This is a genomic window from Microbacterium sp. CSI-V, from assembly GCF_001984105.1.
Lineage (GTDB): Bacteria > Actinomycetota > Actinomycetes > Actinomycetales > Microbacteriaceae > Microbacterium.
Genome location: NZ_MTQM01000005.1, coordinates 242,025 through 267,788, shown reverse-complemented (window position 1 = coordinate 267,788; position 25,764 = coordinate 242,025). Strand labels below are relative to the sequence as shown.

At 70.5% G+C, this 25,764-nt stretch carries 27 protein-coding genes and 2 riboswitches; of the genes, 16 read left to right on the top strand and 11 right to left on the bottom strand.

The genetic code is table 11. From position 1 onward, the window contains the following. Nucleotides 1-11 precede the first annotated feature (11 nt). The 6 genes from thiD to CSIV_RS02340 all read right to left on the bottom strand — a co-directional run bounded on the left by thiD (nt 12) and on the right by CSIV_RS02340 (nt 6,758). Entirely contained in the window at nt 12-1,475 is a 1,464-nt protein-coding gene (thiD, locus tag CSIV_RS02365; RefSeq protein ID WP_077049861.1) for a bifunctional hydroxymethylpyrimidine kinase/phosphomethylpyrimidine kinase, read from the bottom strand. Continuing rightward, nucleotides 1,472-2,113: a thiamine phosphate synthase gene (gene thiE, locus CSIV_RS02360; RefSeq protein ID WP_238592323.1), complete on the bottom strand. Its 642-nt coding sequence runs from the start codon at nt 2,111-2,113 to the stop codon at nt 1,472-1,474. The genes thiD and thiE overlap by 4 nt, the downstream gene beginning before the upstream one ends. Further along, the gene (thiM, locus tag CSIV_RS02355; RefSeq protein WP_077049809.1) at nt 2,110-2,892 is read right to left on the bottom strand and encodes a hydroxyethylthiazole kinase; all 783 of its coding nucleotides are present in this window, start codon (nt 2,890-2,892) and stop codon (nt 2,110-2,112) included. The genes thiE and thiM overlap by 4 nt, the downstream gene beginning before the upstream one ends. Then, nucleotides 2,884-2,975, bottom strand: a riboswitch (TPP riboswitch). It overlaps the preceding gene by 9 nt. Before the next feature lie 38 nt (nt 2,976-3,013). Next, the gene (locus tag CSIV_RS02350) at nt 3,014-3,679 is read right to left on the bottom strand and encodes an SDR family oxidoreductase (protein WP_077049808.1); all 666 of its coding nucleotides are present in this window, start codon (nt 3,677-3,679) and stop codon (nt 3,014-3,016) included. 69 nt (nt 3,680-3,748) lie between these two features. After that, entirely contained in the window at nt 3,749-5,086 is a 1,338-nt protein-coding gene (locus CSIV_RS02345) for an HNH endonuclease (protein ID WP_077049807.1), read from the bottom strand. Nucleotides 5,087-5,228: 142 nt separating this feature from the next. Beyond that, entirely contained in the window at nt 5,229-6,758 is a 1,530-nt protein-coding gene (locus CSIV_RS02340; RefSeq protein ID WP_077049806.1) for a D-alanyl-D-alanine carboxypeptidase family protein, read from the bottom strand. Between the two features lie 37 nt (nt 6,759-6,795). Beyond that, nucleotides 6,796-6,907: riboswitch (TPP riboswitch) on the top strand. Here CSIV_RS02340 and CSIV_RS02335 point away from each other — a divergent pair. The 3 genes from CSIV_RS02335 (at nt 6,898) to CSIV_RS02325 (ending at nt 9,763) form a co-directional block, all read left to right on the top strand. Next, a complete protein-coding gene (locus CSIV_RS02335) occupies nt 6,898-7,527 on the top strand; it encodes an ECF transporter S component (RefSeq protein WP_077049805.1) in 630 nt (209 codons plus the stop codon). (Overlaps the previous riboswitch by 10 nt.) Continuing rightward, a complete protein-coding gene (locus tag CSIV_RS02330) occupies nt 7,527-8,978 on the top strand; it encodes an ABC transporter ATP-binding protein (protein WP_077049804.1) in 1,452 nt (483 codons plus the stop codon). The genes CSIV_RS02335 and CSIV_RS02330 overlap by 1 nt, the downstream gene beginning before the upstream one ends. Next, complete coding sequence (locus tag CSIV_RS02325) at nt 8,975-9,763, top strand: energy-coupling factor transporter transmembrane component T family protein (protein WP_077049803.1); 789 nt, start codon at nt 8,975-8,977, stop codon at nt 9,761-9,763. The genes CSIV_RS02330 and CSIV_RS02325 overlap by 4 nt, the downstream gene beginning before the upstream one ends. Before the next feature lie 7 nt (nt 9,764-9,770). Here CSIV_RS02325 and CSIV_RS02320 read toward each other — a convergent pair whose 3' ends face one another. The 3 genes from CSIV_RS02320 to CSIV_RS02310 are packed head-to-tail and all read right to left on the bottom strand — an operon-like array spanning nt 9,771 to nt 11,973. Beyond that, entirely contained in the window at nt 9,771-10,751 is a 981-nt protein-coding gene (locus CSIV_RS02320; protein ID WP_077049802.1) for a carbohydrate kinase family protein, read from the bottom strand. Beyond that, the gene (locus tag CSIV_RS18215; protein ID WP_077049801.1) at nt 10,730-11,068 is read right to left on the bottom strand and encodes a hypothetical protein; all 339 of its coding nucleotides are present in this window, start codon (nt 11,066-11,068) and stop codon (nt 10,730-10,732) included. Before CSIV_RS18215 ends, CSIV_RS02320 begins: the two co-directional genes overlap by 22 nt. Further along, nucleotides 11,068-11,973, bottom strand: a complete 906-nt coding sequence (locus CSIV_RS02310) for an SIS domain-containing protein (protein ID WP_077049800.1) — start codon at nt 11,971-11,973, stop codon at nt 11,068-11,070. The genes CSIV_RS18215 and CSIV_RS02310 overlap by 1 nt, the downstream gene beginning before the upstream one ends. 173 nt (nt 11,974-12,146) lie before the next feature. Here CSIV_RS02310 and CSIV_RS02305 point away from each other — a divergent pair, with 173 nt between their 5' ends. The 8 genes from CSIV_RS02305 to CSIV_RS02270 are packed head-to-tail and all read left to right on the top strand — an operon-like array spanning nt 12,147 to nt 18,999. Next, nucleotides 12,147-13,457 (top strand): ABC transporter substrate-binding protein, encoded by a 1,311-nt coding sequence (locus CSIV_RS02305; RefSeq protein ID WP_077049799.1) that lies wholly within the window; start codon nt 12,147-12,149, stop codon nt 13,455-13,457. Beyond that, a complete protein-coding gene (locus CSIV_RS02300; RefSeq protein ID WP_077049798.1) occupies nt 13,454-14,401 on the top strand; it encodes a carbohydrate ABC transporter permease in 948 nt (315 codons plus the stop codon). Before CSIV_RS02305 ends, CSIV_RS02300 begins: the two co-directional genes overlap by 4 nt. Nucleotides 14,402-14,404: 3 nt before the next feature. Further along, nucleotides 14,405-15,316 (top strand): carbohydrate ABC transporter permease, encoded by a 912-nt coding sequence (locus tag CSIV_RS02295; protein ID WP_083734947.1) that lies wholly within the window; start codon nt 14,405-14,407, stop codon nt 15,314-15,316. Continuing rightward, entirely contained in the window at nt 15,313-16,338 is a 1,026-nt protein-coding gene (locus CSIV_RS02290) for a D-2-hydroxyacid dehydrogenase (RefSeq protein ID WP_077049797.1), read from the top strand. The genes CSIV_RS02295 and CSIV_RS02290 overlap by 4 nt, the downstream gene beginning before the upstream one ends. Nucleotides 16,339-16,342: 4 nt before the next feature. Next, nucleotides 16,343-17,101 (top strand): DeoR/GlpR family DNA-binding transcription regulator, encoded by a 759-nt coding sequence (locus tag CSIV_RS02285; RefSeq protein WP_077049796.1) that lies wholly within the window; start codon nt 16,343-16,345, stop codon nt 17,099-17,101. Continuing rightward, nucleotides 17,095-17,937 carry a class II fructose-bisphosphate aldolase gene (locus CSIV_RS02280; protein ID WP_077049795.1) on the top strand — a complete coding sequence of 281 codons (843 nt, stop codon included), beginning with the start codon at nt 17,095-17,097 and terminating at the stop codon, nt 17,935-17,937. The genes CSIV_RS02285 and CSIV_RS02280 overlap by 7 nt, the downstream gene beginning before the upstream one ends. 8 nt (nt 17,938-17,945) lie before the next feature. Continuing rightward, nucleotides 17,946-18,317, top strand: coding sequence for a hypothetical protein (locus CSIV_RS02275; protein ID WP_077049794.1), 372 nt, complete (start codon nt 17,946-17,948; stop codon nt 18,315-18,317). Nucleotide 18,318: 1 nt separating this feature from the next. Next, nucleotides 18,319-18,999: a polysaccharide deacetylase family protein gene (locus CSIV_RS02270; RefSeq protein WP_077049793.1), complete on the top strand. Its 681-nt coding sequence runs from the start codon at nt 18,319-18,321 to the stop codon at nt 18,997-18,999. Nucleotides 19,000-19,014: 15 nt separating this feature from the next. On the opposite strand, the gene CSIV_RS02265 is transcribed toward CSIV_RS02270, so the two are convergent. Continuing rightward, a complete protein-coding gene (locus CSIV_RS02265) occupies nt 19,015-19,710 on the bottom strand; it encodes a hypothetical protein (protein WP_077049792.1) in 696 nt (231 codons plus the stop codon). Nucleotides 19,711-19,776: 66 nt separating this feature from the next. Between CSIV_RS02265 and CSIV_RS02260 the strand changes: the two genes are divergently transcribed. Genes CSIV_RS02260 through CSIV_RS02240 form a run of 5 tightly spaced genes read left to right on the top strand, consistent with a single transcriptional unit; the run spans nt 19,777 to nt 25,137 of the window. Beyond that, the gene (locus CSIV_RS02260) at nt 19,777-20,619 is read left to right on the top strand and encodes a fumarylacetoacetate hydrolase family protein (protein WP_077049791.1); all 843 of its coding nucleotides are present in this window, start codon (nt 19,777-19,779) and stop codon (nt 20,617-20,619) included. 28 nt (nt 20,620-20,647) lie between these two features. Next, on the top strand, nt 20,648-22,012 hold the full coding sequence (locus tag CSIV_RS02255; RefSeq protein ID WP_077049790.1) for a family 4 glycosyl hydrolase: 1,365 nt from the start codon (nt 20,648-20,650) through the stop codon (nt 22,010-22,012). Continuing rightward, entirely contained in the window at nt 22,009-23,787 is a 1,779-nt protein-coding gene (locus CSIV_RS02250; RefSeq protein WP_238592322.1) for an IlvD/Edd family dehydratase, read from the top strand. Before CSIV_RS02255 ends, CSIV_RS02250 begins: the two co-directional genes overlap by 4 nt. Before the next feature lie 25 nt (nt 23,788-23,812). After that, nucleotides 23,813-24,259 carry a hypothetical protein gene (locus tag CSIV_RS18210; protein WP_175627540.1) on the top strand — a complete coding sequence of 149 codons (447 nt, stop codon included), beginning with the start codon at nt 23,813-23,815 and terminating at the stop codon, nt 24,257-24,259. After that, nucleotides 24,256-25,137, top strand: coding sequence for a 1-phosphofructokinase family hexose kinase (locus CSIV_RS02240; protein WP_077049788.1), 882 nt, complete (start codon nt 24,256-24,258; stop codon nt 25,135-25,137). The genes CSIV_RS18210 and CSIV_RS02240 overlap by 4 nt, the downstream gene beginning before the upstream one ends. A 40-nt stretch (nt 25,138-25,177) precedes the next feature. Here the strand turns inward: CSIV_RS02240 and CSIV_RS02235 are convergent, their stop codons facing one another. Continuing rightward, the gene (locus tag CSIV_RS02235) at nt 25,178-25,663 is read right to left on the bottom strand and encodes a GNAT family N-acetyltransferase (RefSeq protein ID WP_077049787.1); all 486 of its coding nucleotides are present in this window, start codon (nt 25,661-25,663) and stop codon (nt 25,178-25,180) included. Nucleotides 25,664-25,764 lie beyond the last annotated feature (101 nt).

The following is a 25,764-nucleotide window of genomic DNA, read 5'->3' as shown; positions in this document are numbered from 1 at the left end:
ACGCCGAAAACTCAGGAGTTCGGCCCGCCTCCCCGCCGGAACGGGCGCCGCAGCGGTGCCTCGAAGAACGCCCGCTCCCACCGCATCGACCGGGCGTACGCGGCCGACATCGCGGCGCGGACGGCGGAGGAGGCCGATCGGGCTGCGGCATCCGCGATCCGGGAGGCCTCGGCGGATGACGCGGCGAACACCTCGTCGCCGTAGGCCGTGAGCCAGTCGGCGTACGCATGGTCGGGGGCGAAGGTGCCGCGCCAGCGCGCGCCGATGTCGGTGTAGAGCACGAAGCACGGCAGAACGGCCGCGACCAGCACCGCGTACGATCCGCCCGCCGACACGGCGTGCAGGTGGTCGGTGTAGGCGGCGGTGTCGGGCGCGGGCTCGAGGCCGGTGGCATCCACGTGGCTCTCGTGCAGACGTGCCTCTTCGACCAGGCAGGACGCGGACGCCGCCGCCCAGAAACGCTGCTCCTCGGTGGTGGGGGCGAGAGCGGCGGCGCGGGCGAGCACGCGGGCGTACTCGCGCAGGTACAGCAGGTCCTGCTCGAGGTACCAGGTGAACGCGGCGCGATCCAGGTCGCCGGATGCCAGCCCGCGCACGAACGCGCAGGCGTCGACGTCGGCGCGCACCGGCGCCGCCTCGGCCCACGCGGCGGTGCTCCACGCCGGTCCGACGTCGAGGTGCGGCCGCAGCTCGTGGAGATGGTCGATGGGGCCGTTGCCGCGTCCCACCCGCAGGTCGCCGGCGTGCTCGAGAGCGCCGGTGAGCCACGGCTTCGCGCGCTCGAGTGCGGCGGGCCACGCGAGCCCGTGCGCGGCGAGGGTCGCCATCGCGGACGACAGCGAGCATCCCGTGCCGTGCGTGTGCGGGGTGTCGACGCGGCGGCCCGACACCGGGTGGATGCCGGCCGTGTCGACGATGGCATCCGGACTCTCCGGCCCCCGCAGGTGCCCGCCCTTCAGCAGAACCGCGGTGTCGGCGCGCGCGGCGAGCGTGCGCGCCTGCGCGACCGCGGCGTCCCAGTCGTGGGCGACCGGTTCGTCCACGAGCACGGCCAGCTCCGGCAGGTTCGGGGTCACGAGGTCGGCGTAGCGGCACAGGCCGCGGATGGCCGCTTCGGCGTCGGCGTCGAGCAGCCGGTCGCCGCTCGTCGCGATCATCACGGGGTCGAGCACGACCGCCGGCGGTCGGACCTCGGCGAGCCACGCGGACACGACGTCGACGACCTCGGCCGACCCCAGCATCCCGATCTTGACCGCGTCGATCTCGACGTCGTCGCTGACCGCCCGCAGCTGCGCCGACAGGAACTCCGTGGGTGGCACGTGCACCTCGCGGACACCGAGGGTGTTCTGTGCGACAAGCGCGGTCACGGCCGCCATGCCGTACCCGCCGAATGCCGAGATGCTCTTCAGATCCGCATGGATGCCGGCACCCCCGGTCGGGTCGGTCCCGGCGATGCTCAGCACGCGGGGGATCATGCCCACGCCTCCCGCAGCGCGCGGGTCGCCGCCGCGGGATCCTCGGCAGCGCTCACCGCCGACACGACGGCCACACCCGCGGCCCCCGCGCGGCGGAGCGCGGCGACGTCGCCCACCTCGATGCCCCCGATCGCGACGCACGGCAGGGGAGCGGATGCCACGAGCCCGGCGAACCCGCCCACGCCGAGGGGCTGCGGGTGGTCGGGCTTGGTCGCGGTCGCGCGGATCACCCCCACACCGAGGTAGTCCACGGTGCCCTCCCGCAGGGCTGCCGCGGCGGCGAAGTGCGCCGGGGTGTTCGCCGTCCAGCCGATCAGCGCATCGGGTCCGAGCAGCCGACGCGCCGCGACCACGGGGAGGTCGCTCTGCCCGAGGTGGACGCCGTCGACGCGGGCACCCGCGGCCCGGGCGGCGAGGGCCACGTCGACGCGGTCGTCGACGACGAAGACCGCGCGTCCCGCGATGACGTCGGCGAGGGCCGTCACGCGATCGAAGAGATCGTGGCCGCTCGCCTCCTTGTCGCGGAACTGCACGATGCTCGCCCCGGAATCCGCGGCGGCGTCCACGATGTCGACGACGTCGGCGAACGGCATCCGGTGGTCGGTGACGAGGTGCAGCGACAGGTCATGCGCGCTCACGCGTCGACCCGGCCGTCGAGATCCGCCGGTTCGATCGCGGCCAGGGCGTCGAGGAACGCCACGGCGAACGACCCCGGTCCGCTCGAGGCGGCCTCGGCCCGCTCGGATGCCACGGCCCAGATCGCGCTCGCCGTCGTCGCGGCCTCGAAGCCGTCGGTTACGGACAGCAGGGCGGCCATCGCGGCGCCGAGGGCGCAGCCGCCGCCCGTGACGCGGGTGAGGAGGACGCTGCCGCCGGACACGCGCGCGACACGGTCGGCATCCACGATCAGGTCGACCGGGCCGGAGACGGCGACCGTCCCGCCCGTGCGGATCGCGAGCGCGCGGGCGGCGTCGAGCGCGGCTTCCGGGGAATCGGTCGAGTCGACGCCGCGACCCCCGGCACCGGCCCCGGCGAGCGCGAGGATCTCCGAGGCGTTGCCGCGGACGACCGCGGGCCGCGCCTCGAGGAGCTCGTGGGCCAGGGCGGTGCGCACGGGCAGCGCGCCCACGGCGACCGGGTCGAGCACCCACGGCGTGCCCGCGGCGACGGCCTCACGCGCCGCGTCGCGCTGCTCGGCGGTCGGGGTGCCGAGGTTCACCAGCACGCCTCCGGCGACGCTCGCGAAGAGCCCGGCCTCGCCGGGGATGTCGCACATCGCGGGGGAGGCGCCGAGGGCCAGCAGGGCGTTGGCGGTGAAGTTCGTCACCACCGCGTTGGTGATGCACTGCACGAGCGGCGGCGCTCCCCGCAGGTCGGCGAGGACGGTGGACGGAGACGACGACGTGCGAACGACCATTCGCGACATCCCTTCGCTAGTACGAACTAGATCAGGTTCGACGGGTGTGTTCTCAGCCCCGTGGGGCACCCCGTGTCACTGCGGGCGACGCTAGCACGGCGGACGTCGGCGCGCCGCGCGCTCAGTACCGCGCGGAGAACCCGCCGTCGGTGTGGAGGAGCTGTCCGCTGATCCAGCGGCCCTCGTCCGACAGGAGGAACGCCGTGATCCCGGCGATGTCGCGCGGTGTCCCCAACCGGCCGAGCGGGTGGTGCGCGGTCAGGGACTCGCGGGTCTCGGCATCCATCCACCCGGTGTCGATCGGACCCGGATTCACGACGTTGGCCGAGATGCCCCGCGGTCCGAGTTCTCGGGCGGCCGAGATGACGATGCGGTCGAGGGCGCCCTTCGATGCGCCGTAGGGGAGATTGCCGGTGGTGTGGTCGCTCGTGAACGCGACGATCGCGCCGCCCGTCTCGTCGACCTGTCGGGCGAACGCCGAGATCAGGAGCAGGGTCGCGCGGGCGTTGACGGCGAGGTGGCGATCGAAGCTCTCGGCGGTGGTGTCGAGGATGCCGGACTCCTCGTCGTGCGCGTGGCTCAGGACGAGAGCGTGGATCGGTCCGCGGTCGCGGGAGACACGTTCGACGAGTTCGGTCGGGGCGGTGGGGCTCGCGAGGTCGCAGGGGTAGTCGCCGGAGCGCAGCTCGCTGGTGACGACGTCCCAGCCGTCTGCTTCCAGCCGGGGGATGATCGCGGCGGCGATGCTGTTCGGGCGCTCGGCGCCGGTGACGAGGACCTGGGGCATGCGTCGAGGCTACGCGGCGCGCGTGCGTCCACGCCGGACGGCGATTCGGCAGGGGGAGGGTCGTGGTCATCAGAACGGTGGCGGTGAGTCGTCCGGCTCGGGCGGAGGCGGGTCGTCGGGGAGGAAGCGGACGGCGGGCGAGTACGGGAGCGGCTCGTCGGTGTAGGTGCGACCGGTCGGACTGGTCCAGCGGAGGAGACCGCGGGGGAGCTGGTCCACCCTCCAGCGGGTGAACTGCTTCTGCGTGTGGTGCCGTTGGCAGAGGTGGGCGAGGTTCGCGACGTGGGTCGCGCCGCCGAGGGCATGGTCGCGGGTGTGGTCCACCTCGGCGCGGATCGCGGGAACGGTGCAGCCCGGCCAGCGGCAGTGGCGGTCGCGGGCGCGGAGGTACCGGTCGATCGCGGCGGTGCGGGCGTAGACATCGGTGTGCAGCACCGCGCCGGTGACGGGGTGGGTGACGACCCGGTCCCACGGGAGCGGGGTCGTCTCAGCGAGGGCGCGGGCGGTGTCGGCGTCGACGGGACCGCGGCCGACGAGTTCGGCGGGGTCGCGGTTCTCCTCCCCCGGCCGCAGCATCGTCAACGCCGGCACGACGACCTGCACCTGGGCGCGGATCGCGCCCAGCGCGCCCGGGCCGTCATCGACGCGGGTGGGGTCGGCATCGGGAGCGGCGGTCAGCAGCAGGTCGGCGAGGATGTCGGCGCGCAGTTGGGCGGTGGTGCGCTCGTCCGTGCCCGTCGCGGGAGTCTCGTTGCGCGCGTCGACGACCGCGTGGGCTTGTTGGGTGAGGCGGTCGTGGATGCCCACGGCGAGGACCGTCGGCAGCGTCGCGACCAGGTCGGACATGCCGTCCTGCCCGGTCACGACGCGGACGCACCGTGCATCGCGACCGCGCCGGTGCCGTTCGGTCAGGGTGGTCGGCTGCAGACGTTCGGCGAGGGCGGCGAGTCGCGACCGCAGTCGGCCGGGGCTGAGCCCCTCGGCGGTCGCGACGGCGAGCAGATCGAATTCCGCGCGCGCGTCGAGGGGGAGCGGGGACCCGACGTCGACGATCGCGTGGACGTGCGCCCGCGTGATGACCCCCGCCTCCCACGCGGCGAGGGTCTGCGGACAGTCGTCGACGAGGGTCATGGCGCGGCCGATCTGCGCCTGGACCGAGCGGTCGGAGAGGTTCTCGGCGGCCGCGAGTTCGGAGGCGACTTCGCGCAGCGCCATCTCCGAGGCGCGACCGGTCGCGCCCCGATCGGTCAGGACATCGAGTGCGAGGTGTCCCGCCGCGGCCAGAGCGCGCGTGCGCGCCACCTCCACCGAGGCGAGCGCGGCACCGGTACGCAGCACCTCGTCGAGCACCGCACGCAGGGCGGGCGGCCCGCCCGTAGGGGCTGCCGGGGAGCTGTCGGAGGACATGTGTGCATGCTAGCGAGGGCCTCCGACATCGCGCCGATCCCGCGGGCGTATCCGGGGAGGGATCCCACCGCACGAGGGGTGTGGAGGAGGGGCGCCCCCGCGCCTGCACGCGCGCCGCCTCGCCGCCGTACGAGGGCGACCGTCAGTCGTTGAGGCCGAACAGATCGAGCGGGTGGGTCAGCCGCCACCAGGGGCTCGGCGGTTCGATGTCGGTCTGCAATTGCACGTCGACGGTGGCGGCATCCAGGGGTCCGGTCGTGATGAGCTCTCCGACGGTCTCGCCCTCGTCGCGCGCGTCGCCGAGCGTGAACGACGTGCCGGGCGTCGCGCTCGCGCCGTTCCACAGGATGTTCTGCGCGTCCGCCGCCGTGACGAGCGAGACGTCCTCGCCCCACAGCGTCGAGACCTTGCCCACGACGGTCCCCGCCGGAACCGAGGTGCGCAGCTGCACCTCTTCGGCCAGGCGCGTGTACAGGTCGCGGCTGGCCTGATCGCGCTCGTCGGGGCCGGGCTGTCCGAGCACCGCCGCGTACGTGCGCACCGTGACCCCGCCGACCGTGAGGTCTTTCGCCGACAGCAGGTTCCAGGCATCCAGGGTGCCGGTCTTGATCCCGACGACCCCGGGGTCGGCGAGGAGGGGGTTGCCGTTCTTGAACGTTCCGGCGCCCGGCAGCGACATCTCGGTGGTGCGCACGATGTCGGCGATCACGGGATTCTGCAGCGCCTTCTCGGCGAGGGCGATGAGGGCCGCGGGCGTCGCGGTGTTGCCGGCCTCGATCCCGGTGGGGTTGACGATCGTCACGCCCGAGATGCCCCGGTCGCTCAGGTACCGGTTCGCCGCCGCGGCGAAATCGGCGTTCGAGGGCCAGAGATCGGATGCCAGTCGCTGGGCGTAGTTGTTGGCCGAGGCGATGAGCATGCCCTGGAGCATCTGCAGCTCGGTGAGGGTGCCGTCGACGGGCACGTCGAGCGAGGACTCGCCGCGGAAACGGTACTGCCAGTAGTCGTCGCTGTCGGCCTGCGTGAACGCGTAGGTCGGGCCCTGCTCGCCGGGAGCCAGCGGCAGCCGCTCGAGCACGAGCAGCGCCGTCACGACCTTGGTGATGCTGGCGATCGACTCGGGGGCTTCGGCCGACGACAGCACGTCGGGCATCCCCTGCACGGCGACGGCGGCCTCGCCCTGAGCGGGCCACGCGGGGGAGGCCGCCGGTGCGGCGACGGGCTGCACCACGAGCGGGGTGACGCGCGGCGTCACCGCGTTCAACGGCCACAGCAGCGTGACGGCGGCGTACACCGCGACGAGCAGCAGCAGGAGCAGCGGCGGGACGACCGTGCCCGGGCGGAGGGCCCGTCGGCGGCGGCCGGCGAGGAGGTCGGGTGGGCGCGGTCCCGCCGGGGTCAGCGCGAACTGCGGCGCGGGCCGCGGGGCCGTCGCCGACGCGGGGTCGACCCAGCCCAGCGCGATCGGGGCGCCGATCAGGACGCGCTCGGGCGCCGGTGCGGCCGGCGCGTCCGGCGCGGCGGGCGCCGCTGCCTCGGCGCGCGGGGCTGCGTCGGTGGCGACCTCGTCGTCGATGGATGCCGAGGGCGCCGCGTCCGCGGCATCCGCTTCGTCGGGCGGATCGACCCGGTCACGCAGCTCGCGCCGTGTGGCCGGTGTCTGGTCGTGCACTCGCCCACGCTACCTCGGGCACCGGCCTATACTCGGGAACCACAACCACGGGAGTCCGGTGAGCCGGGCTGAGAGGAAGCGATCCACGCTTCGACCGTCGAACCTGATCCGGATCATGCCGGCGCAGGGAGGAGTAGAAATGCACACGTCCACGTCTGCCCGGACGACCCCGGTCGTGGCCACGTCCGACCGGTTCCGCTGGCGCGTTGTCGACATCGTCGTCGCCGCCGTCCTCGGTGTCGCGATCGGCCTCGTCTTCTGGGGCTGGAACACCGTCGGCGGCCTGTGGTTCGCCGCGATGGACGGGCTCACGCCCGGTCTCGGCGGGATCGCCGTCGGCATCTGGCTGCTCGGCGGTGTCGTCGGCGGCCTGATCATCCGCAAGCCCGGTGCGGCGCTCCTCGTCGAAGTGATCGCTGCGGTCGTGTCGGCCCTCATCGGCAACGCGTGGGGGATCAGCACGATCTACTCGGGCCTCGCGCAGGGCCTCGGCGCCGAGCTGATCTTCCTCGCGTTCCTCTACCTCCGCTTCTCGCTCCCGGTCGCGATGCTCGCCGGCGCCGGCGCCGGTGTCGGCGCGTGGGTGCTGGAGTTCTTCACCGGCAACATCGTCAAGACCGCGGAGTTCAACCTCCTCTACCTCGGCACGCTCATCGTCTCGGGTGCGGTGCTCGGCGGCGTCGTGGGGTGGCTGCTCGTGCGCGCTCTTGCCGCGAGCGGTGCGCTCAGCCGCTTCGCCGCGGGACGCGAACGCCGTCGCGAGGTCTGATGCCGCATCCGGCCCGCGTCGAGATCGGCGGCTGGGGGTGGCGCTACGCCGGTCGCCGCCTGCCCGCGACCCGCGACGTCGAGCTCACGATCGAGCCGGGGGAGCGGGTGCTGCTCCTCGGTGCGTCCGGGGCGGGGAAGTCGACGCTGCTCGCCGGGCTCGCCGGCCTCCTCGGGGGCAGCGACGAGGGCGAGGCCACGGGCCGCATCCTCGTCGACGGGCATCCGCCCGAGGCGCAGCGCGGCCGCATCGGCCTCGTCCTCCAGGATCCGGAGTCGGGGGTCGTGCTGTCGAAGGTCGGCGACGACGTCGCCTTCGGCTGCGAGAACCTCGGGCTGCCGGCGGATGCCATCCCCTCGCGCGTCTCCGAGGCGCTGGCATCCGTGGGTCTGGATGTGCCGCTCGATCGCCCCACGAAGGCGTTGTCGGGAGGGCAGAAGCAGCGACTCGCGCTCGCCGGGGTGCTGGCGATGCGCCCGGGACTGCTGCTGCTGGACGAACCCACCGCGAACCTCGACCCCGACGGCGTGCGCGAAGTGCGCGCCGCGGTGGAACGCGTCGTCTCCCGCGACGAGACGACCCTGGTCCTCATCGAGCACCGCACCGCGGTGTGGGCCGACCTCGTCACGCGGGTGATCGTCCTGGCGCCGGGCGGCGGGCTGCTCGCCGACGGCCCGCCCGCGTGGGTGTTCGCCGAGCACGGTGAGGCGCTCGCCGCCGCGGGCGTGTGGGTGCCGGGGCGTCCGGTCGACCTGCCTGTGCTCGCTCCCGCTTCGCCGTCGATGGATGCCGTGCTCTCGGCATCCGGTCTCACGATCGGCCGTGACCGCCGCACGCCCGTGCTCGCGGGGCTCGACGTCGTCGTTCCGGAGGGGGCGGGCACGGTCGTCACCGGCCCGAACGGCGCGGGCAAGTCGACGCTCGCCCTGACCCTCGCGGGGCTCCTGCCGGAGGTCGCGGGGGAGGTCGTCGCCGCTCCCGCGCTGACCACGCGCGGCGTCCGCCGTCCCTCGCGCTGGCGGTCGACGGAGCTCCTCACGCGCATCGGCACCGTGTTCCAGGAGCCCGAACACCAGTTCCTCGCCTCGACGCTGCGCGCTGAGCTCGCCGTCGGACCCCGGGCCCTCCGGATGCCGGAGGCCGAGGTCGACGCGATCGTCGACGAACTGCTCGAGCGGCTCGACCTGGCCTCCCTCGCCGAAGCCCACCCGTTCACGCTCTCGGGCGGACAGAAGCGGCGGCTGTCGGTCGCGACGGTCCTGGCATCCGCGCCCGCCGTGATCGTGCTCGACGAGCCGACCTTCGGTCAGGATCGCCGCGGCTGGAGCGAGCTGGTCTCCCTGCTGCAACGGGAGATCGCGCGCGGACGGACGGTCGTGGCCGTCACGCACGACGCCGACGTCGTCCGCCACCTCGGGCAGCACCGCATCGAACTGCGGGGGGCCGCGTGAGCGCGGCGGTGTCCGTGGCCGGACGGACCGCGGCGTGGCTCGACGGGGTCAATCCGGTCACGAAGATCCTCATCGCCCTGGTGCTGTCGGTACCGCTGTTCGCGACGCTGGACCCCGTGAGCGCGTCGGTCGCGATCGTGCTCGAACTCGCGTGCGTGCCCCTGACCGGACTCTCGGTCGCGACGGTCCTGCGGCGGCTCGTGCCCGTGGTCGTGTTCGCCCCCGTCGCCGGGCTCAGCATGCTGCTCTACGCCAAGCCGGGAGGAACCGTCTACGGCCGGTTCCTGTTCGCCACCGTGAGCGACGACTCGATCGCGCTGTCGCTCGCGGTCATGCTGCGCGTGCTCGCCCTGGGGCTGCCCACCATCCTGCTGTTCGGCCGCACCGACCCGACCGAGCTCGCCGACGCGCTCGCGCAGGTCGCGAAGCTCCCCAGCCGGTTCGTGCTCGGCGTGCTCGCCGGTGCGCGCACCGTCGGCCTGTTCGTCGACGACTGGCGCACGATGACCCTCGCCCGCCGCGCCCGCGGCCTCGGCGACCGGGGGGCCGTGCGGCGCTTCCTCGGCATGGCGTTCGTGCTGCTGGTGTTCGCGGTCCGCCGCGGGACGACCCTCGCGACCGCGATGGAGGCCCGCGGCTTCGGCGCCCCGGTCGACCGCACGTGGTCGCGGCCCTCGCGCCTGCACCCGCGCGACGGCGCCGCGCTCGCCGGAGCGATCGCGCTGATCGCCGCCGCGCTCACCGTCGCCGTGGCGACCGGCGCGTTCCGTTTCGTCGGGGGCTGAGGAGGCCTCAGGCAAGCTGTACCGCCGCGGCCAAACCCTCCGCGACGTCGCGGTCGGGCTGCGCCGACACCCCACCGGCGCCGCGCGTCGAGGCGGTTCCGCTGGCCACGCCGAGGGCGAGTGCCATCGCGGAGTCGGCACCCCCGATGCGGGCGACGAGGTACCCCGCGGCGAGGGTGTCGCCGGCGCCGACCGTGTCGATCACCGGCCCGGGGGCATCGGGTACCCCGGCGTGGATGGAGGTCACCTCATCGGCCAGTCGGGTGAAGGCGGTCGCGCCCGAGGCGCCGCGCTTGCAGACGACGGTGGCGCCGACCGGCATGAGGGCGAGCAGGCTGCGGACCGCATCGTCTACGTCCGAGACGTCCGCCACGGCCATCAGCTCCTCTTCGTTGCCGAAGAAGACCTCGACTTCCGTCAGCACGTCGCGGATGCCGGAGTCCCACTCCTCGGCGGGATCGAAGTTGCCGTCGAGAGAGGTGGTGACCCCGAGCCCCCGGGCCTCGGACAGCAGAGCCGCCGCGTCCGACCAAAGGCCGCTCTGGAGGAAGTAGCTGCCGATGTGGAGGTGCCGCGACCGACGCAGAAGCGACGTCGGCACGTCGGCCGCGACGGTCCGTCCGATGGAGCCCAGCGCCGTCAGGATCGCGCGGTCGCCATCCGGTCTGGTGAGGTGGACCGACGACCCCGTGGGAACGCTCGGGTCGATGCGGATGGAGGTGGTATCGACTCCGAGTTCCTTCAGCTGACGCGCGATGTACTCGCCGAAAGAGTCCTCTCCGCGCACTCCGACCAGGCTGACGCGTGCGCCGAGCGCGGCGGCACCGCACGCCGTGATGGCGGACGAGCTCCCCATCGTCAACAGTGTCGAATCGACGATCCGCTCGTGCTGGCCGAAACGCACGGGGGTGTCATCGAGCGACACGATGACGTCCACGCACAGCTCGCCGACGACGAGAAGGTCGATCACGGCGTCCGTGTCAGCCACTGCACCCACACCCCTCCCGTGGTCACGTCGTTCTCCTCGCACCAGCGGATCACCGCGCGCTCGGCGGCACGTCGCGCCGCGTCCATTGTGCTCGCTTCCCGAGGCCCGCCGAGCAGACAGAGCACCGGCCACGTCGCGGTCGTCCACACGCCGACGGGGGCGGGCCGTGCACTCGTGGTGCTGCCGCCGGTCGGCACGTGGGTCGCCACGACGTCACCCGGTCCCAGCCCGAGGGTTTCCCCCACCGTGTCCGCTGTCGCCTGCAGGAGTGCGGCGAGGGCGGCATGCGGAGGCGTGTGTACGAGGACGACGGGCATCAGCCGACGGACAGCACGGAGCGGTTCAGGTACGGCGGGGTGTCGGGATTCCGTCCGACCTCCCGCGCCAATGCCAGAGCCAGTCGATGCGCCAGCACGAGGCCGGCCTGGGGGTCGAGGTCATCGTGGTACACCTGCGCGCCCGTCGCGCGGACGTCGGCGGCGACGGTCTCGGGCAGGTCGCCCAGCGCCCACACCAGTGATCCGGGCCCCGCGCAGGAGATCGGCCCGTGCTGGTACTCCCACACCGGATACGCCTCGGTCCAGGCGCCCGCCGACTCCCTGACCTTCAACGCCGCCTCCTGTGCGATTCCGACGCTGAAGCGGTGGCCCAGGAAGACCACCTGTCGGATGTCCGCGGGTGGCATCGGGAGAGGAAGCGCGAGGGCGCGCCGCGCATCCGCGAGGAGGGTGTCCGGCACCGCGTCGATCGAGTCGCGGAGGACGGTCAGCACGGTCGTGGCGAAACGCGTCTGCACGATGGACTTCTCATCGGCGAACCCGAGGTGGACCACCCGTTCGCAGAGATCGCCGAGAGGGGTATCCGCGTCGCCCAGGATCGCCGTGATCGTGTGCGAATCACGGTAGCGACGGACGACCTCGACGACATCGGCCGTGGTCCCCGAACGCGACACGACCACGATGTGCTCGTCGTCGTCGACCCAGGTGAGCTCCGACGGGATGGCCGCGCGAGTCCGCCCGATCCCCGCGTCGTTGCGGAGGTAGGCGTAGGCATCGCCGACGTAGTACGACGTGCCGCAGCCGATGACGAGCACGCGCTCGCCGGCCGTCGGCAACTGTGCCTTCTGCTGTCGGTCGATCTCCCGCGCCTGCTGCCAGATCTCGGGCTGACTGGTCAGCTCGCTCTCCGTGACGGTGCCCAGTCGACTCGAACGCTCGTCCATCCTTGGAACCTCCTCTGGCGTCTCCCTGACGCCCAAGATCAGATGTGTTCATATACAAGCAGAAATGAGCACGGTGTGGAAGTTCTTGACTATTTCACTGCGCGAATGGATACTCGATTCACCGACGGCGCACCGCAGCACCCGGGGGCGCCCCGACCCGAAAGGATCGCAGCGTGACACATCGCAAGAGCCGACTTCTCGCCGGCGCCGCTGTCCTCAGCAGCGGCATTCTTCTTCTCGCCGGCTGCGCCGGTTTCGGAGGGACCAGTAGCGACGACTCGTCCAACGGCGGAAAACTGACCTTCACCACATGGGCGAGCGAGAGTGAGCAGGCAGCGATGCAGCAGCTCATCGACCAGTTCCAGAGTGAGCACGCCGGGACGGAGATCACGCTGAACGTCGTTCCCTACGACCAGATGTTCTCCAACATCGACGCACAGCTGTCATCAGGCGACGCGCCGGACATCTTCCGCGTCGACTACGGCAACCTCGGCGTCTACTCCAGCCAGGGCCAGTTGCTCGACCTCAGCCCCTACGTGGACCAAGCCGAGATCGATTCTTTCGTACCCGCCATGTGGGAAGCCGTGTCCTATGACGGCAAGCCCTACGGGGTTCCCCACCAGACAGACGTCTCGGCGCTGTTGGTGAACACCGACATGCTCCAGGCGGCGGGAATTGACCCGTCCACGCTCCCCAAGACGCAGGCCGACGCCTGGACCTGGGAGCAGTTCGCCGACGTCGCGACCAAGCTGCGGGCCTCCCTCCCGTCGGACAAGTACCCGTTCGTGTACAACTGGCAGCTGGGTGGCGCTCCGCGCTGGCTCAGCTGGCTGTTCCAAGCGGACGGCGCGCTGATCGGTCCGGACGGAACCTCGGCGCAGATCGATTCGGCCGCCGGGACGAAGGCGCTCGACTTCACCAAGAGCTTCTTCGACAACCAGTGGGTCCCACCGGCCAGCTCCACGAAGGCCACGACCTACGCGGACTCGTTCTTCAGCGAGGGAAGCGTCGCGATGGCCTTCATCGGATCGTTCCTCGTCCCCGACATGGACTCCCTCAACCAGTTCAACTGGACGAGCGTGCCGATGCCGAAGGACGAGCGAGGTGCCACGGATCTCGGCGGCAACGCGCTCGTGGCGACGAAGGACACGGCCAATCCCGAGCTGGCCGCGGAGTTTCTGAAGTTCATGGCATCCAAGGACGCGATGTCCGCCTTCTGCGCGGCGACCAATGAGCTCCCCACCCGCACGGACCTCTCCGGGGCGGACATCCCGTTCGCCGTCCGGCCGGACGTGATGCCCGTGTTCGTCGATCAGGCCACGACCATCGAGCCTTCCGACGTGAAGCAGCTCACCTCGCCCGCCATGGCGGCGATCTCCACCGCGCTGCAGGATCAGCTCGAGGCCGCCTTCCTCAACGGTCAGTCCACGGCCGACACACTGAAGAACCTTTCCGCCGCCGTCACGGACGCGACGAAGAAATGACCACGGCGACCGCCCGCGGGTCGGAGGCGAGGGCTTCGGCGCCCGCCACCGCCCCGCGGGCGGCGCGCCGCACCGCGCGCCTCAAAGAGTCCCTCGTGGGGTGGGCGTTCGTCTCGCCGAACCTCATCCTCCTCAGCGTGTTCCTCTTCATCCCCATCCTCTGGGCGGTGCAGCTGTCGTTCCAGGAGACCAAGGGTTTCGGTTCCCCGGAGTGGGTGGGTCTCGACAACTACGTCACGATGGTCGGCGACCCGACCTTCTGGCGGAGCCTGATCAACACACTGGTCTTCACCGTCGTCACCGTCCCCATCGAGATGGGATTGGGGCTGGGGTTGGCGGTGCTGCTGAACTCGCTGCTTCCCGCGCGGGGCGTGTGGCGCACGGCGATCGTGCTGCCGATGGTGATCTCGGGCGTCGCCTCGGGGATGATCGCAGTGATCCTCTTCTACCAATCCAATGGACTGTTCAACAAGATCCTCACCGCGGCGGGTCTCAGCCCCGTCGGGTGGCAGTCCGAGGGCATTCCCGCACTCATCTCGGTCATGGTCGTCTCGATCTGGTTGCGGACGGGTTTCAACATGGTCATCTACCTCGCGGGACTGCAGGGCGTTTCGCCCGAGCTCTACGAGGCGGCCCGTATCGATGGAGCCGATCGCTGGCAGCAGTTCCGCTCGATCACGGTCCCGCTGGTGGGTCCGAGCACGTTCTTCCTCCTGATCATGAACGTGATCGCCTCGTTCCAGGTCTTCGACGTCATCTTCGTCATGACCGGAGGTGGACCGGGAGACGCGACATCGGTGCTCGTGACCTACGCGTACCGCAACGGATTCCAGATCCGCGAGCAGGGATACGGTGCCGCGATCGGCGTCGTCATCCTTCTCATCACACTCGCCTTCACCTTCATCCAGTGGAAGACGAGCCGAACCAGAGACCAGGTGGGGTGAGGCATGACCCAGACGACGACACTGCTGGAGATCTCCGAGGCGGAGGTTCTCGGCGCCCGCCGCGCCGAACGTCTGCGGCGACGCCGAGCGGCCGTGCGAGGCGAACGCCGGGGCATCATCTGGCGGACGCTCATCGCTGTCATCGCGAGCATCATCGTCCTCTTCCCCCTTTACTGGATGCTCGTCGTGGCGTTCTCTCCTCGCGGGGAGGTTTTCGAACCGGGCCTTCGCCTGTGGCCGAGCACCTTCACGTGGGAGAACTTCCAGAGCGTGTTCGACCGGTACCCCGTGGCCACCTGGTTCGGGAACTCGCTCGTGATCGGCGTCTTCGTCACTGTGTTCACCGTCGTGGTGAACCTGCTGGCCGGCTACGCCTTCGCGCGGCTCCGGTTCCGCGGGCGGAACGTCGTTTTCCTGCTTGCGCTGGCGACGATGATGATCCCGGTCCAGGCGATCATGGTGGCCCAATTCCGTCTCATCGCCGGACTCGGGATCTACGGCACCTATTGGGGCGTGATCCTCCCGGGGGCCGCCGCCGCATTCGGCATCTTCCTCGCCCGTCAGTTCTTCCTGGCGATCCCGGACGAGCTCATCGAGGCCGCCCGCATCGACGGTGCCGGTCAGTTGCGGGTCTTCCTGCAGATCGTGTTGCCGCTGTGCAAGCCGCTCATCGCGGTCCTGATCCTGCTGACACTGATGGGAAGCTGGAACGACTTCGCCTGGCCGCTCATCGCTCTGAAGGATCCCGACTTGTTCACCCTGCCGATCGGTCTGCTGTACCTGAAGGGTCAGACGACGCCCGACTACAACGCCATCATGGCCCTCGCCCTGATCTCGGTCGTGCCGATGGTGTTGCTCTTCCTGTTCTTCCAGCGCTACTTCGTGCAGGGCTTCGCTCGGAGCGGCATCCGATGAGCCTCGTCTACCTCTCCACGCTCGACCTGCCCGATGCCTGGTTCGACGAGCTCGCACGGCGGTTGCCCGAGGTGCGCATCCACCGCTTCCCCATGGGTTCCTCCGGCGTCGCGCCCGAGCCCGAGCTCCTCGCCCGCGCCCACCTGCTGCACACCAGCGACTGGTTCCCGGACGCGACGAGTGCGCCGGCGTTGCGCGGCATCCAGCTCGACACCTCAGGGGTCGATCATGTGCGCGGAACGTCGCTGTGGGCGAGTGACGTGCCGATCGCCACGCTGGGCGGGATCGCGCCCGTGCCCATGGCCGAATACGCCCTGATGTCGATCCTGGAACTCGCGCATCGGATGCCGAGCATCCACCGTCTGCGCGACGAGCGTGCCTGGCCGGGCGCCAAGGACCGCCTCGCGGACCTGACCCCCCGAGCCATTGCCGGCGCAACCGTCGGAATCGTGGGATACGGCCGGATCGGGAGAGAGATCTCACGGCTGGCTGCTCCGTTCGGTCTGCGCGTCCTCGGGGTCCGTCGCACCGATGAGAGCCTCGCGGCCGGCTCGTCCGCAGAGAAGTTCGACACCGGACGCGCCGGCGGGGTGGACCACGCGGCGGGGGTCGTTCCCCTGGAACGACTCGACGAGGTCTTGACCCAGAGCGACTTCTTGGTCGTGGTCGTCCCGCTGACCGACCTCACACGGGGGATGATCGGGCCGGAACAGCTGGACCGACTTCCGGAGGGCGCCTACGTGATCAATATCGCGCGCGGAGGGATCGTCGACGAATCGGCCCTGCGTGAGCGTCTGCGCAGTGGACGCCTCGCCGGCGCCGCGCTCGACGTGTTCGATGACGAGCCTCTCCCGGCATCGTCGCCCTGGTGGGACGAGCCCGGCGTGCTGGTCACCCCCCACGTCGCCGGTCTCGCCCCCCACTACCATTCCCAGACCCTCGACCTGGTGGTCGAGAACCTGAACCGGATCGCCGAAGGGCGTCCGCTGTTGAACGAGGTGAATCGTGTCGCCGGCTACTGAACCCTTGTTGGGGCCCAAGCGTCAGCGCGAGCTGCTGAACTACATCCGCGCCTACGGGACGGGGTCGGTCACGGAGATGGCCAAGATCCTCGGGGTGAGCGCCTCGACCGTACGTCGCGACCTCAACGAGTTGCAGGAGCGTGGACTCGTGGAGCGCATCCACGGGGGCGCGGCGCCCCTCACCGACGACGTGGAACCGTTGAGACCTCTGCGCGAGGTCGCGTTCTCCGACGAGAAGCGTCGGATCGGACAGGCGGCCGCGTCCCACATCGCGGACCATTCCACCGTGCTCATCCTCGGCGGCACCACGACCGAGGCCATGCTGCCCTTCTTGGGCGCGGTGCGCGGGCTGACCGTGCTCACCAACAGCCTGATGGTGGTCAACCGTCTCGCCCAGTACAGCGACATCGCCCTGATCGTCCTCGGCGGGCTTCTCCGACGTCAGGAGATGAGTCTTCTCGGACATCTCACGATCGCCGGCCTGGACGAGTTCGGCATCGACCAGGTGTTCTCGGGGGCGTTCGGCATCGATCCCGAGATCGGTGTGACCGGGACGAACCTCAGTGAGACGCAGACCGACCGTTCGTTGGCGTCGTCGGCGCGGGAGCTCATCATGCTGGCCGATCACAGCAAGCTCACTCAACGGGGCCCCGCACGTCTGGTGCCGACCACCGCGGTCTCGACCCTCATCACCGACGACGGCGCCGACGCGGATGTCCTTCAGCGTTTCCGTGAAGCGGGGGTGATCGTCGAGACATGCTGATCGACACCGCCCGTCTCGTACCGACGGAGCGTGGCGCGAGCCTGCCCGCAATCGCCGCGTTCAACGTCATCACGCTCGAGTTCGCCGAGGGCATCGTGCTCGGCGCCGAGCGCGTCGGACTGCCCGTCCTCCTCTCGGTGTCGCACAATGCCGTCCGCTTCCACGGCGCGCTCGGCCCGATCGCGGCCGGGTGTCGTGCCGTCGCCGAACGCGCCGGTGTCCCGGTCGGGTTGCATCTGGACCATTGCGAGGATCCGGAGCTCGTCGCCGTGGCCGCCGATCACGGCTTCGGGTCCGCCATGTTCGACGCCTCGCTCCTGGACTACGAGGAGAACGTCCGCGCCACCGCAGCGGTGGTTGCGGCGGGCCACGATCTCGGGCTGTGGATCGAGGCGGAGCTCGGCGAGATCGGCGGGAAGGACGGCGCCCACGCCCCGGGTGTTCGCACCGACCCGACCGAGGCGGCCGCCTTCGTCGCCGCCACCGGCGTGGACGCGCTCGCCGTGGCTGTGGGCACCTCCCACGCCATGACGACCCGCAACGCCCATCCGGACACGTCCTTGATCGGCCGCCTGGCCGACGCGCTCCCCGTGCCGCTGGTCTTGCACGGCTCGTCGGGCGTCGACGATGACGGGCTGCGTGCAGCGGTGGATGCCGGCATCCGGAAGGTCAACGTCGGCACCGCGCTGGCGGCCGCTTACAGCGCAGCCATCGCGAACGCCGGCCGAGGCTCCGCCGATCCTCGGCCGGCTCTCACAATGGCGCGCGAGTCGGTCGCCGACGTCGTCGCCCACCTCCTGCCCGTCATCTCGGCCGTCGCGCCGACCGTTCGCTGAGGATCCCCGTGTCTGACACCCCGCCGCAACCGTCCACCCCCGACGTCCTTCTCCCCTCGCCCGCGCGTCTGCTGGCTGCGGGTGACATCGTCGGCCTGATGCGCGCCTGCCACGACCGGCGGCTCGAACGCGAAGGCATCCCGATGGTGCTCGGCATCGTCGACGAGCGTCGTTCGATTCCGGTCGCGCCCACGCAGGTCCAACAGGCGGAGGGGGAAGCGTACGCGCGGCTCTTCGACGAATATGCCTCGGCACTCGTGCCGTGGGCGCGCTCCGACGACGAGGGCGCCGTGATCACCGCCATGCAGGTCGTGGCCTACACCCATTTCGCGCCGGGAGCTGCGCCCCTGGCCGATCCTGCACCCACGGAAGGGGTCTGATGTGACCGAGCCATCCTTCGATGCGCAACGCGAGCAGCTGCGCCGCGGTCATTTCATCCGCGTCGTCAACTACCACTCGACACCTCGCAGTGCACGAGACGAGCTCGCGCGCGAGCTGGCGGGCTACGCCCGCGACTACTCGCCGGTCACCCTGGAAGACCTGGACCGCCTTTTCGAGACCGGCACATGGCACAAGGACAAGCCCGGCCTCATCCCCGTCTTCTACGAGGGCTATCGGAACTCGGCGACGGTGGCCGCGCCCCTGTGCGACGAGATCGGGCTCACCGGATGGTTTCCGATCGCGACATCGTTCGTCGATTGCGATCCGCGATATCAAGAGGCTTTCGCCCGAGCTCACTGGATCTCGCTCGTCGAGGAGGACACGCGTGGAGGGCGGATCGCCATGAACTGGGACGAGGTCCACGACCTCTCGCGCTCGCACGTCGTCTACCCGCACACGGCGCACCACGAAGGGTTCGACACCGTGACTTCGGATGCCGACATCGCGCGCGAGGTCGTCGAGTCGAAGCGCGCGCTGGAAGCGGTGACCGGGCAGGTCGCACCTGCTTTCGTCTGGCTGCACGGCTCGTCGTACGGTCAGAACCCACGTCACGACGCCGCCGTTCGCGCCGCCGGCTACAGGTATCAATTCGCGAACACGATGATCCACCGCGTCAACTGAGCGATCGTCCTCGGCTCAGGCGCCCCACGGTACGCCGACGTGGCGAAGGACGCCGTCCGTCCCGCGCCAGGTGAGTTCGTCCGTGCCGCCGTCTCGCGTCGATCGCGCCGAGCGCGCGGTGCCCGGGGTGATCTCCCGCTCGTCGACGCCGGCGCGTACGAGCGTCTCGTGAGCGTGCGCGCCGAGTTCGAGCGACGCCCGCTCCCACGGGGTCGCGGCGCGCTGTCGCCACGAGCGCACCGGGTAGCCCGTGGCATCCGAGACGCGCGTCGAGATCGAGTCCGCGTCGACGACCACTCGGAGCACGCCGTCGTCGTGCTCCGCGGCGAACCGCCGGACCCCCTGTCCGACGTCGGTCGCGCGTCGGCGGAAACCGGCTTCGGGTGCCCAGTACCAACTCTGCAGTGTTCCTCGCGCGTCCAGAGCGAGCACCTCGAGGTGGTCGGGGCCGAGTGCGGACTGGAGGATCTGCGCCTGAACGAACCGCATTCCGCGCGCGAAGGCGAGCCCCTCGCTCCAACGACCGGGCTGGACGCCCCCCGAAGGCGCGCTCCCGGGGGCATCCGAGTTGAACCAGAAGACCCACAGCCCGTCACGCTCGTCGCACGCCAGCAGCTCGAGGTTCCCGTGGGTGCCGTAGACACCCTGGATGGTCGCCGCGGCACCGACGGTCGTCCGGAGGGCTCCTACAGTCTGGGGTTCTGAACGCATGTGATCATTCTTGCTCATTTATGCGCACTCATGGAAGAATGCGGGTATCAGTCACGAAGGAGAGACATGCGCATCGCCCGCACCCTGATCGACGGACAGCCGCGAATCGTCGCAGACGACGGATCGGGGCCGCGTCTTGCGCCGGCAGACCATCCCGACGACGCTCTCCTCGCCCTGCGGAGCACCGAGGTGTCCGGATGGCCGGCCGTCGACGGGTCGTCGCTCACGTTCCTGGCCCCGGTCGCCGGCGCCGGCAAGATCATCGCGGTCGGCCTGAACTACGTCGAGCACATCGACGAGACGGGATTCACGCCACCGGCCGTGCCCCTGACATTCGCGAAGTACGCCACGTCGCTCAACGGACCCGCCGGCGACATCCGCGTGCCGGGCCACCTCACCCAGCAGGTCGACTTCGAGGTCGAACTGGCCCTCGTCATCGGCCGACGCTGCGGCGGGTCCGCGGCGGTGACCTTGGACGACGTCGCCGGCTACACCGTCGCCAACGACGTCTCCGCGCGCGACGTGCAGTTCTCCGACACGCAGTGGACACGCGGCAAGTCGTTCGACACGTTCACGCCCTTGGGTCCGTGGCTCGTCTCCGCGGACCAGTTCGACGTGAGCGTCGGGCATCACATCTGGACGACAGTCATCTCGGGGGAGTCGGAGGAGGCTCTGCAGGACGACACGACGGCGTCGTTGATCTTCGATGTGCCCCGACTGCTGTCCTTCATCGGTGACGGCGTCACCCTGGAACCGGGAGACATCGTCCTCACGGGGACTCCCTCCGGTGCGGGGGGCTTCCGCACGCCGGCTCGCTACCTCGCCGACGGCGACATCGTCGTGTGCGGGATCGACGGCATCGGGGAGCTCCGCAACCGCGTGGTCGTCACAACCCGGAACCCGGCGTGAACCGGACCTCGAGCGGAAGGACGCACGTATGACCGATCAGCGAGTGCTCGTGCTCATCGGTGCCGGATCCGCGGTCTTCACCCGCGGGCTCCTGGCCGACCTCATCGGCGCCGACGACCTCGGCGGGTGGGACATCCGTCTCGTCGACGTCGACGAGGTGAATCTCAACATCGCCGCCGATCTGGCGGATGCCATGGTCGAGGCCCGCGGCGTGTCCGACAAGATCCGTGTGTCGCGGAGCACGGATCGACGCTCCGTCCTCGCCGGTGCCGACTTCGTCGTCACGTGCGTCGGGGTCGGTGGTCGCGTCGCATGGCAACGGGACCACGAGATCGTTCAGCGCCACGGCATCTTCCAGCCCGTCGGCGACTCGATCCTGCCCGGGGGGATCTCGCGTCTGCTGCGGACCACCCCGGTGCTGGTGGAGATCGCCCGCGACATCGCCGAGCTGGCGCCGCGGGCCTTCTTCTTCAACTACTCGAATCCGATGACGGCCAACATCCAGGCCATCCACCAGGAGACCGGACTGGAAGTCGTGGGCCTTTGCCACGGCATGCATCACATCCAGCGGGAGCTCGCGCAACTCATCGACGCGCCCTTCGAGCGGACATCGACGCTGTACGCGGGGATAAATCACCTGACATTCATCTATGACTTCCGCCTGGATGGGAAAGACGCGTGGCCCCTCGTACGGGACAGGGTGCGCAGAGAGCTGGCAGAGGCGCCCGACGCCGCCGACATCGGGAACATCTTCTACGACACCCCGACCGCCTGGCACAATCCGTTCGCCTGGGAGCTGTTCGATAGATACGGCGCATTCGCGGCCGCGGGCGATCGGCACGTCGTCGAGTTCTTCCCCGAGCGCTTCGCCGGTGGCGACTACTACGGCAAGAAGCTCGGCATCGACGCTTTCTCGCTGCCCGAGATCCTCGAATGGGGCGAGGCCAGATACCAGGGGATGCGTCGCCAGGCCACCGGAGAGGAACCCCTCGACCCGACGATCTTCGATCGCAGCGGTGGCGAGCAGGAGCAGCTGATCGCGATCATCCGCTCCATCACTTTCGACTCGCGCGAGATGTTCAGCTGCAACGTCGTCAACAAGGGACTGGTACCGGGCCTGCCGGACTGGTCAGCGGTCGAGATCCCCGGTGTGGCGACGGGGCGCGGCATCCGGCCGCTGTCGGTGCCGGATCTCGGCAAGCCCCTGACGGCGATCCTTGCCCGTCGGCTCTCCTCGGTCGACATCGCCGTCGAGGCGGCGCTGCGGGGCGATCGCGACCTCGTGGTCGAGGCGATGCTCGCCGACGGGGCTGTTTCGCGCAGTGACGTCGCGGCGACGCTCACCGCCGAGCTCCTCACCGCACAGGCCGAGTACCTCCCGAGGTTCTCGTGAGCGCGGTGAACCTCGGCTCGACGGGCCGCGCCGACATGACGACGGCGGGGATCGAGCGATCGCCCCTGCGGAGCCAGACATGGTTCGGGGATGCCGGCAAGACCGGGTTCATGCATCGGTCCTGGCTACGGAGCGAGGGGCTGCCGGACGACAGCTTCGAGGGACGGCCCGTCATCGGCATCGCCAACAGCTGGTCCGAGCTCACCAGCTGCAATGTGCACCTGCGCGCTCTCGCCGAACACGTCAAGCGTGGGATCTGGCAGGCGGGAGGCGTGCCCTTCGAGTTCCCCACCACGTCGGCGGGGGAACCGCTCGTGCGACCGACGGCGATGCTGTTGCGCAACCTCATGGCCATGGACCTCGAGGAGACGTTGCGGATGAACCCGCTCGACGGGGTTGTGCTCCTGGCCGGATGCGACAAGACCACGCCCGCGTACCTCATGGGCGCAGCCTCGGTCGATCTGCCCGCGCTGCTGATCACCGGCGGACCGATGATGAACGGGCAGTACCGCGGCACCGACATCGGCTCGGGCACCTCGGTGTGGCGCTTCACCGAGGCCTACCGCGCGGGTCGGATATCCGCCGATGAGGTTCGCGAGGCGGAGGGCTGCATGGCCCGCAGCCAGGGGCATTGCATGACGATGGGCACGGCGTCCACCATGGCGTGCGTGTCGGAGTACATGGGCATGCAGCTCCCCGGCACGGCGGCCCTGCTGGCGGGCGATTCGCGTCGCGGCACGGCCGCGCACCTGGCGGGACGCCGCATCGTCGAGATGGTGGCCGAGGATCTCCGACCCTCCCGCATCCTCACGCGGGAGGCGTTCGAGAACGGCGTCCGCGCCAACGCGGCCCTCGGGGGATCGACGAACGCGGTCATCCACCTGCTCGCCCTCGCGCGGCGTGTGGGGGTGGAGCTCACCCTCGATGACTTCGACGAGCTGGTCCGCGACGTCCCGGTTCTCGCCGATCTCATGCCGTCCGGTCGCTTCCTCATGAACGAGTTCCAGGATGCCGGTGGGACGGCGGGTCTTGCCGAGACTCTCGGCGACCTCCTGCACCGTGACACGCTGACGGTGACGGGGCGGACGCTGGGCGAGAACTATCTCGGTGCCCAGGTGTGGAACCGCGAGGTGATCCGCTCCGTCGACGACCCCGTCAAGCCGGCAGGCTCGGGTATCGCAGTGCTACGCGGTAACCTCGCGCCCCGCGGCGCGGTGATCAAGCAGTCCGCCGCCACCCCGGAGCTCATGGTCCACCGCGGACGGGCGCTGGTCTGGGACAGCCTGCAGCAGTACCTCGCGGACGCCGACGACCCCGGACTCGACGTCCACCCCGACGACGTCCTGATCGTCCGCAATGTCGGGCCGCGGGGGTATCCGGGCATGCCCGAGGTAGGGAACATGCCGCTGCCCCGCAAAATACTTCAGTCCGGGGTGTCGGACATGGTCCGAATATCCGATGCGCGCATGAGTGGCACGTCGTACGGCACCGTCGTCCTTCATGTCGCCCCCGAGGCGGCCGCGGGTGGTCCGCTCGCGCTCGTGCGCACCGGCGACGTCGTCGAGCTCGATGTGCCCGCCCGGCGCCTTCACATGGAAGTGGACGAGGTCGAGCTCGAGCGTCGGCGAGCGGAGTGGTCCGAGCCGCACGTTCCCCACGCCGAACGCGGATGGATCTGGTTGTACCGCGAGCATGTCCTCCAGGCGGACGAAGGCTGCGACCTGGACTTCTTGCAGGGGCGCACCGGCCATCCGGTGGGTCCGCAGGCGTTCTGAGATGTCGCCGGGTCGGGTGGTGCTCGTGGTCGGGGCTTCCGGTGTGCTGCGTCCCGCGGCGGAGATTCTGCGCGACCGGGGACGAGTCGTGGTCGGGGTCGGGCGGGGCGTGCATCCGATGCCCTCGGGTGTCGCCGAGGTCGCGGTCGATGCGCGCGACGCGGGCGCGCTCCGTGACGCGATCGCACCGCTGCGATGGGTCGACGCCCTGGTGTATTCGGGGGCGACGAGCGAGGGATCGCTGGCCGTTCTCCAGGAGAGGACACCCGGGCGCACCGTGCACGTGCGCACTCTGACCGATGTCGGATCCGGCGGCAGGTACGCCCTCAGTCGCCTGCAACTCGGCCGCACCGGCGACGACGCTCGGCCGTGGCATTCGCCCCAGGAGATCTCCGCGGCTGCACTCGCCGTGCTGGACGACGGTGTGGACCGCGTCCTGGGCATCGTCGACGCGAGACGGCCGGGGTCATGATCGTCGGTCTCGCGCTGACCCCCGCGCTCGATGTCACCTGCGAGGTCGACCGGCTCGCGATCGGGGGAATCACGCGTCCTTCACGTGTGACCCGCGTCGCCGGCGGGAAGACTCTCAACGCATTGCGGGTCGCGCATGCCCTGGGCGGTTCGGTGCACGCGGTCGCCGCGCTCGGCGGGCACAGTGGAAGGTGGGTGCGCGATCTGCTGCGCGCGGAGCGTGTGCCGTGCACGATCGTCGAGCTCTCGTCCGCGACTCGCACGTGTACCGCCATCGTGGAATCCGGCTCGGCGGTGACCAGCACCGATGTCTACGAGCCGGCGCCTGCCTTCGACGTCGAGGACTGGAATCGCTTCGAGGCGGCGGTCGCGCTGCTCCCCGCAGACGACGCCACGATCGTCCTGTCCGGCTCATTGCCGCCGGGGAAGCGCGCGCTGGAGACCGTGCCCGCGCTCCTTCGCTCGTCACGCGCACGAGGCGGGCGCATCGTCATCGACGGTTCGGGCGCGGGGCTCGGCGCGACCGCCCACCTGGCCGACCTCGTGAAGGTCAACCGTGCGGAGGCGGGGGAGTTGCTGAAGCGTTCGTTCCCCGACGCGGAATCGGCGTGCTCTGCGCTCTCGAGCGAGCTGGGGTGCGATGTCATCGTCACCGACGGTGTCCGGGGTGCGGTCGCGATCTGGAACGGCCGGACGATGGGCGTTCCCGCGCCCACCCGGGCGGGGCGCTTTCCCGCGGGCAGTGGTGACGCGTTCCTCGGCGGGCTGCTGTCCGGGATCGAACGGGGGGACGATATCGAGGCGGCTCTTCGCACTGCGCGGGATGCGGCCGAGCGCAACTCCCGTGTGCCCGGGCAGGGCATCCTCGCGGGCGCATGAGGGACGACGTCGGGTGCCTCGAAACGGGTGTCGGGAATGCTCACAGCACCCGCTCGAAGCACAGGGAGTCGGGCATCGTCGCGACGTAGGGCTCGTACACGGGGATCGGTGTGAAGCCCGCTCCCGCATACAGTGCGAGCGACTCCGGTTGCATCCGCCCGCTCTGGAGGATGACCCGCCGAGCGCCGCCCTCCCGCGCCCGCGCCACGACCGCTCCGGTGAGCGCGCGGCCCACACCCCGTCGGCGCGCGGCCGTCGTGACGATCAGTCGCTTGAGCTCCCACTCCTCGCCGAGGCGACGCAGCATCGCGTGGCCGAGCGCGGTGCCGTCGGCATCCAGCGCCAGGAAGGTCGCGACCACCTGGTCCTCGTGAACGGCGAGGGCCTCGGCGCGCTCCTCGGCCATTCCGGGGGGATCGTCCGCATCCGCGTCGCGGTAGCGGTCGTCCAGATCGATATCGAGGATGCCGCGCAGGGCGACGGCCCGCGGATCGTCGACCTCGACCCGTTCGAGCGTGAAGTCCATCCGACGAGCGTAGAGCGAACAGCGCGGGCGACCCAGGTCAAGACCCGGGCGAGCGGCACGTGAGCGTCCATCGTGCGGGCTACGCTGAATCCTCGCCTCCG

What these genes read in the sequence shown, in the direction of transcription:
- thiD (WP_077049861.1), bottom strand. Translation starts at nt 1,475, where the DNA reads ATGATCCCCCGCGTGCTGAGCATCGCCGGGACCGACCCGACCGGGGGT.
- thiM (WP_077049809.1), bottom strand. Translation starts at nt 2,892, where the DNA reads ATGGTCGTTCGCACGTCGTCGTCTCCGTCCACCGTCCTCGCCGACCTG.
- CSIV_RS02350 (WP_077049808.1), bottom strand. Translation starts at nt 3,679, where the DNA reads ATGCCCCAGGTCCTCGTCACCGGCGCCGAGCGCCCGAACAGCATCGCC.
- CSIV_RS02345 (WP_077049807.1), bottom strand. Translation starts at nt 5,086, where the DNA reads ATGTCCTCCGACAGCTCCCCGGCAGCCCCTACGGGCGGGCCGCCCGCC.
- CSIV_RS02335 (WP_077049805.1), top strand. Translation starts at nt 6,898, where the DNA reads ATGCACACGTCCACGTCTGCCCGGACGACCCCGGTCGTGGCCACGTCC.
- CSIV_RS02330 (WP_077049804.1), top strand. Translation starts at nt 7,527, where the DNA reads ATGCCGCATCCGGCCCGCGTCGAGATCGGCGGCTGGGGGTGGCGCTAC.
- CSIV_RS18215 (WP_077049801.1), bottom strand. Translation starts at nt 11,068, where the DNA reads ATGCCCGTCGTCCTCGTACACACGCCTCCGCATGCCGCCCTCGCCGCA.
- CSIV_RS02310 (WP_077049800.1), bottom strand. Translation starts at nt 11,973, where the DNA reads ATGGACGAGCGTTCGAGTCGACTGGGCACCGTCACGGAGAGCGAGCTG.
- CSIV_RS02300 (WP_077049798.1), top strand. Translation starts at nt 13,454, where the DNA reads ATGACCACGGCGACCGCCCGCGGGTCGGAGGCGAGGGCTTCGGCGCCC.
- CSIV_RS02295 (WP_083734947.1), top strand. Translation starts at nt 14,405, where the DNA reads ATGACCCAGACGACGACACTGCTGGAGATCTCCGAGGCGGAGGTTCTC.
- CSIV_RS02290 (WP_077049797.1), top strand. Translation starts at nt 15,313, where the DNA reads ATGAGCCTCGTCTACCTCTCCACGCTCGACCTGCCCGATGCCTGGTTC.
- CSIV_RS02280 (WP_077049795.1), top strand. Translation starts at nt 17,095, where the DNA reads ATGCTGATCGACACCGCCCGTCTCGTACCGACGGAGCGTGGCGCGAGC.
- CSIV_RS02265 (WP_077049792.1), bottom strand. Translation starts at nt 19,710, where the DNA reads ATGCGTTCAGAACCCCAGACTGTAGGAGCCCTCCGGACGACCGTCGGT.
- CSIV_RS02260 (WP_077049791.1), top strand. Translation starts at nt 19,777, where the DNA reads ATGCGCATCGCCCGCACCCTGATCGACGGACAGCCGCGAATCGTCGCA.
- CSIV_RS02255 (WP_077049790.1), top strand. Translation starts at nt 20,648, where the DNA reads ATGACCGATCAGCGAGTGCTCGTGCTCATCGGTGCCGGATCCGCGGTC.
- CSIV_RS02240 (WP_077049788.1), top strand. Translation starts at nt 24,256, where the DNA reads ATGATCGTCGGTCTCGCGCTGACCCCCGCGCTCGATGTCACCTGCGAG.
- CSIV_RS02235 (WP_077049787.1), bottom strand. Translation starts at nt 25,663, where the DNA reads ATGGACTTCACGCTCGAACGGGTCGAGGTCGACGATCCGCGGGCCGTC.